Origin of the sequence: Acinetobacter stercoris, assembly GCF_900323515.1 — a bacterium.
In the GTDB taxonomy this organism is placed as follows: Bacteria; Pseudomonadota; Gammaproteobacteria; order Pseudomonadales; family Moraxellaceae; genus Acinetobacter; species Acinetobacter stercoris.
Genome location: NZ_OOGT01000227.1, coordinates 1 through 5,876, shown reverse-complemented (window position 1 = coordinate 5,876; position 5,876 = coordinate 1). Strand labels below are relative to the sequence as shown.

At 34.4% G+C, this 5,876-nt stretch carries 4 protein-coding genes; 3 read left to right on the top strand and 1 reads right to left on the bottom strand.

Annotated elements, in window-relative coordinates; all coding sequences use genetic code 11:
* Positions 1 to 472: 472 nt before the first annotated feature.
* Complete coding sequence (locus KPC_RS17180; protein WP_197747735.1) at positions 473 to 928, bottom strand: Lrp/AsnC family transcriptional regulator; 456 nt, start codon at positions 926 to 928, stop codon at positions 473 to 475.
* A gap of 264 nt (positions 929 to 1,192) precedes the next feature.
* On the opposite strand from KPC_RS17180, the gene KPC_RS17175 reads away from it, so the two are divergent.
* From KPC_RS17175 to KPC_RS17165, 3 genes are all read left to right on the top strand, one after another.
* Positions 1,193 to 2,461, top strand: a complete 1,269-nt coding sequence (locus KPC_RS17175) for a pyridoxal phosphate-dependent aminotransferase (protein ID WP_121975570.1) — start codon at positions 1,193 to 1,195, stop codon at positions 2,459 to 2,461.
* Positions 2,462 to 2,527: 66 nt separating this feature from the next.
* Positions 2,528 to 4,006 (top strand): aldehyde dehydrogenase family protein, encoded by a 1,479-nt coding sequence (locus KPC_RS17170; protein WP_121975569.1) that lies wholly within the window; start codon positions 2,528 to 2,530, stop codon positions 4,004 to 4,006.
* A gap of 457 nt (positions 4,007 to 4,463) precedes the next feature.
* Complete coding sequence (locus KPC_RS17165) at positions 4,464 to 5,840, top strand: amino acid permease (protein ID WP_121975568.1); 1,377 nt, start codon at positions 4,464 to 4,466, stop codon at positions 5,838 to 5,840.
* Positions 5,841 to 5,876: the final 36 nt, after the last annotated feature.

The window sequence follows — 5,876 nt, the reverse complement described above, 5'->3', positions numbered from 1 at the left end:
GATTTTTGGGGTTTTTCGTACAGGCTGTCTTTGCAAAGGTACTACTAATAAAATAATAGTTTTTGGATTATTAAAACGTAATGNAAAGTCTATACCTTTGTTATTCCTGATACTAAATCTAATACTTTAATCCCCGTAATTGCAGAGAAAATCAAATCTAATAGTATGCCTATACTGGTCAATAATTTTTTACAAGACTTTGAGTATTCTGTGTTTTTCTATAAAAGGATTAATTATTTCATTTCTCAAATGGGGAGCACCGTATTAATGAAATCGAAAATTTTTGGAATCAAGTGCANAGAATAATACTACACAAATATAATGATATCTCAAAGGAATCATTTCACTTGTTTTTTTAAAGTGAGTTCATATTTATTTATGGAAGTCCAAAACAACAATTGAAAATTTTGTGATTCTGGACTGGAATTTGAATCTTATCTAGTACAGCTCTCAAATATATTTAAGCGCTGGTTTATAAAGGTATAAATCGGCCGTTTGATTTTAAGCCTTGCATGACCATACTTGTTTGAATATCTCGAACACCGATCACTTTGTGCAATGTATGAATAATGAACTCTGAGAAATGTTCAAAATCTAATGCTCTGATATGTAAAAGATAATTTGCTTTTCCTGTGACAATATATGCATTGGCTATTTCATCATAATTATCAATAGCACTCATAAAATTTTCATGCCAATTCTTTTGTGTTTCATCAAGATTTACTTGTACGAATGCTTCAACTTTATAGCCCAACCGTGACGCATTGAGCAGAGCATGATAGCCATTAATGTAACGTTCCTTTTCAAGTGCTTTTACTCTTCTTAGGCAAGCTGAAGGAGATAAAGCAATTTGATCTGCCAGTTCTTGATTGGTCAATCTACCATTGGCCTGTAGTTTACGTAGAATTTTTAGATCGATTGAATCCACTCTTTGCATCCTTTGCGATAATTTTGATAGATATTGAAATATTATTTGAAAAAGACTCTTTTTGATAGCAGATTAAGCAACTTTATTGATTTTTATGCATGTTAGACTATTTTCACAATTTGAAATGGATGTAATGGATTAAAANTTCGTTATAGAAAATTGAGTGAATTTTTGATCAGATTCTTATTTTAAGTTTATGTTTTATTTGATTATTTTTTATCAAATGAATTTAAATGCTTTTAAAAATATAGTTGAGGTAGGGAAATGTCAACAATGGATCAGATGAAGCAGTATTTATCTCAAAGGGCTCATGAACATGTTAAGGAACTTCCATTCATGATGAAAGCTCATTTTGATGCTTTGAATGATTTATTTAGTGAAGAAAATCAAAATGGATTTATTAACTTAGGAACTGCTGAAAATAGATTAATTGATGAGAAAATCGTTGATATTTTAAAAGACTTGCAAAATAAACTTGTCTTAACTCCAGAGCATGTACATTACAACTTATTTTATGGTTCAACTGAATTTCGTGAAGCAATTGCCAAACATTGGGGAAAGGTGTGGTTAGGTGAATCACGCAAGAGTCTAATTGATGCTGAAAATATAGTTGTCACTTGTGGATGCAGTGAAGCCATAGAAATGTTGGCATATGGTTTATGTAGTCGAGGGGATATTATACTGCTTCCAACGCCGTATTACAGTGGTTTTGAACATGATATTCAATCTCGAGCAGGTGTTATTCCGGTTGGTGTCGATTGTGGTAATGAGTTATCAATCAATGCATTTGAATACGCATTAGAGAAACAGCGGGTGCAAGGCAAGACTGTACGTGCTGTTTTATTATCTAATCCTAATAATCCAACCGGTCATGTTTATAGCCCAGAGGCTTTAAAAAACGTTGTTGATTTTTGTATAAACAATAAATTAGATCTTATTTCAGATGAAATTTACGCACAAACCATATTTGAGCCAGATACTCAATATACCAGTATGTTGAGCTTGGTGCCTGAAACTTATATGCATCGAGTTCATATTTTAGGTGGTTTTGCCAAGGATTTCAGTTTGTCTGGTTTCCGGGTTGGATTTTGCCATTCTTATAATATTGCCTTGATCAGTTTTATGAGGGAGATGAGTTATTTTTCCAGTGTTTCATCCCACACACAGGCAGNGCTGACCGAGCTTTTGAAATCCGATGATATAGAAACATTTATTGAAGAAAATAAAAAGCTAATATTTGATTCATATCAATATATTAGTACTATTTTGTCGAAATATTCTATCCGGGTGGAACCTGCTCAGGGGGGAGTATTTTTGTTGGCAGATATGAGTCAGTTTATGTCTCAAGATACCGTTGACGAGGCATTAAAATTGACACATTTATTATATGAAAAACACAAAATTAATATGCTGCCAGGTCATATTTTTGGTACATCCCCAAATTTGTTTCGCATTTGTTATGCACATTCGAAATTGATGATGGATGAGTTTGATAGACGTTTATCAAAATTATTTGCTGATTTTATTGCTTAACTTTTAAGTATCAAAACGAGTTGTAATTTATATCGATTATTGTTGGTGTTAGATAAAGGGAAATATATGAAAATTGAATTTCAAGATGCTTATGATGCTCATATTGATGGTGAAAATATTAAAACGGATAAATATTTTCCCGCATACGATGCGTCTAATGGAGAGTTCTTAGCTCAAGTTGCTCAATGCACGCATATTGAGGTTGAAAAAGCTGTATTGGCTGCACAAAAAGCACAATTACAGTGGAAGCAAACGACTTATGAAGAACGTTCTCGTTTATTAAATAAACTGGCTGATTTATTGGAATTAAATATAGAGCGTTTAGCTGCAATTGATACGATGGATATTGGACGAAAATATAGTGAGGTGATAATTGATTATCATATTGCTATTTCACAATATCGTTATTTTGCAGGTGCTATTTTAACACATGAAGGATTTGGTCGACCTAATCCGAATGGATATTTTATTGCAAAACGTGAACCGATAGGCGTAGTAGGACAAATTATCCCTTGGAATGTTCCAGCAATTATGGTGGCTCTAAAAGTTGCTCCAGCGATTGCAGCTGGTAACACTGTTATTTTAAAACCTGATGAAAATGCATCCATTTCTACATTAGAGTTTGCCAAACTTGCTGCACAAATTTTCCCGTCTGGTGTAATCAATGTTTTACCTGGCTTTGGAGAAGAAGTAGGGGCTGCAATTACTGCTCATCCAAAAATTTCCAAGTTGGCATTTACAGGTAGTCCAGAAGTTGGACGAATAATTGCCATTGAAGGAGCCAAACGTTTGGTTCCTGTTTCATTAGAACTCGGTGGTAAGAGTGCAAATATCGTTTTTCCTGATATTGATAACATTGAGAATGTTGTTGATAACGCATTGTTTGGCGCATTGTACTGTAATGGTCAGTCCTGTTTAGCTGGAACAAGATTATTTGTACATGATGATATTTACCCGAAATTTATAAAGACCTTATTAGAGGCTGTCTCAAGAGTTAAAGTTGGTAATCCTTTTGATTCTTCAACAATATTAAGTGGTTTAGTAAATGAACAACAAGCAGCTCGAGTGCAAAAATATATCGATCTAGGAAAACGACAGGCAAAACTGTTAGCTGGTGGTCATCGTATAAAAGTAGACGGTTTTGAAAAAGGCTACTTCTTTGAACCGACTATTTTTGAAGCTGAATATGACATGGCAATAGCTCAAGAAGAAATATTTGGTCCTGTATTAAGTGTAATCCGCTGGAAGGATCAAAATGAATTAATTAGGCAGGCAAACAGTACGCCTTATGGTTTGGCAGCTGGGATATATACCACAAATTTTGCAAATGCTTTAAAGACTGCAGATGCACTAGAAGCAGGCAATGTTTGGATTAATCAATATTTCAATCTAAATAGTGGGTGTCCGTTTGGAGGAGTAAAAGAAAGTGGTATTGGAAGTGAGCATTGCCATGAAACATTAAATATGTATTCACATTTGAAGACCATTACTTTACAAAATGAGGTTTCCCCGGCATGGTTTGTCAGCAAGGACTCATCATGTTAACTCGTTCAATATTCAAAGGTGAACTGAGACTGTCATTTTAAAAGTCACATGTCATTGATCAGAGATATTAGGGTTATTGAAATATTTCTGACAAATACCTGAGTGTTTTATTAAAAGCCCCCCGACTTATAAACATTGGTTTCAAAACCATGTTAAGGGGAAGGTATTGCCAAAAAATGGCTATTGCTGACCAAAGTAGGAAAAAACAAACTTATTAGTATCAGCTTTAAAGTCATCAGATGTTTTGGAGATTTATTTTTAAGCATTATAGAGTTTGGATGCACAGTGATTACTCAATATGAAAGTGCATGGATATTTTATCAGCGTAGATGGCAGTTTTAATGGAATTAGGGAGCATTCCAAGTAATGACTAATTTATTTAATACAAATTTAGTTGAAGCCAGAGGTTCTAGGTTTAGGTTTATTTACGTTTAATTCAAAGGATACAGGGAAAAATATGAGTGACTTTGGAAAAATACAAGCACGTGAAGCTGGATTACATAAAAAATTAACATCCAAACAAATGAGTATGATTGCTATTGGTGGGGCTATTGGTACAGGATTGTTTCTTGGAAGTAAGTTTGCAATTGGCTTTGCAGGACCAGGGGTTATTGCAAGTTATGCTATTGGTGGCTTGATTGCATTATTTCTCATGGGATGCTTAGCAGAGATGACGATTGCGCATCCAACTTCTGGCTCATTCGGGGCATATGCTGAACATTATATTTCACCATTAGTTGGGTTTATTGTTCGTTATAGTTATTGGGCATGTATCGTTTTAGCCGTCGGGACAGAAGTTACAGCTGTAGCTGAATACATGAAAATGTGGTTTCCAATGATGCCTTCCTGGTGTTGGATTATTGGTTTTTCCGCTGCTTTGATTGGTGTAAATGCTTATAGTGTGAAAGCATTTGGTTCAGTAGAGTATTGGTTTTCATCGATTAAAGTATTTGCCATATTAGGATTTATCTTACTGGCTACCATTGTATTATTTGGCCAAGATGGCGGAGTTCGGGGTGGTATTCATAATTTGACAGCACACGGCGGGTTCGCTCCAAACGGTTTTTGGGGGATCTGGGTGGGGGTTATTATTTCAATATTTAGTTATTTGAGTATTGAAATGATTGCCGTAGCTGCTGGTGAAGCTGAAAATCCAGAACAATCGGTAAGAAAAGCATTTAAAGCAACGATTTACCGTTTGGTTATTTTTTACATATTGTCACTTACTTTGATTGTTATGTTGTTACCTTGGACTAAACTGGTAGCTGAAGGTACAACAAGCCCTTTCATTATTGTAATGTCCAATATTGGTATACCTTATGCACATCATATTTTAAATTTTATTGTTATTATTGCTGCTTTATCTGCAATGAACAGCCAATTATATATTTCAACACGTATGATGTTTAGTTTGTCCAGAGCTGGTGATGCACCTAAATTTTTGGGTAAAATTAAGAATAATGGTGTTCCTTTAAATGCATTGGCATTATCTGCAAGTGGTATTGCGGTTGCAACAATAGTCTATACAATCGATCCTAAAGCAGCATTTCCTGTAATGATCTCATTATCTATGTTTGGAGCAATGCTTGCATGGTTTTTGATTTTTGTGACGCATTATTTTTTCAGACGAGATATGCAGAAACAAGGTAAAAAATTGACCTTCAAAGTGCCATGTTTTCCAATTGGAACTTTACTTGGTGCAGGATTAATGCTGGCAGTTTTATGTACAACATTTTTCACAAATGAATTTAAACCAACGTTGTTATTTGGTATTCCATTTGTCGGTTGCTTAGTCATTCTTTTCTATATCATGCGTAGAAATCCTAAACTATAAAATGGTAAATCCATTGTAGTTTCTATAGATTAAATA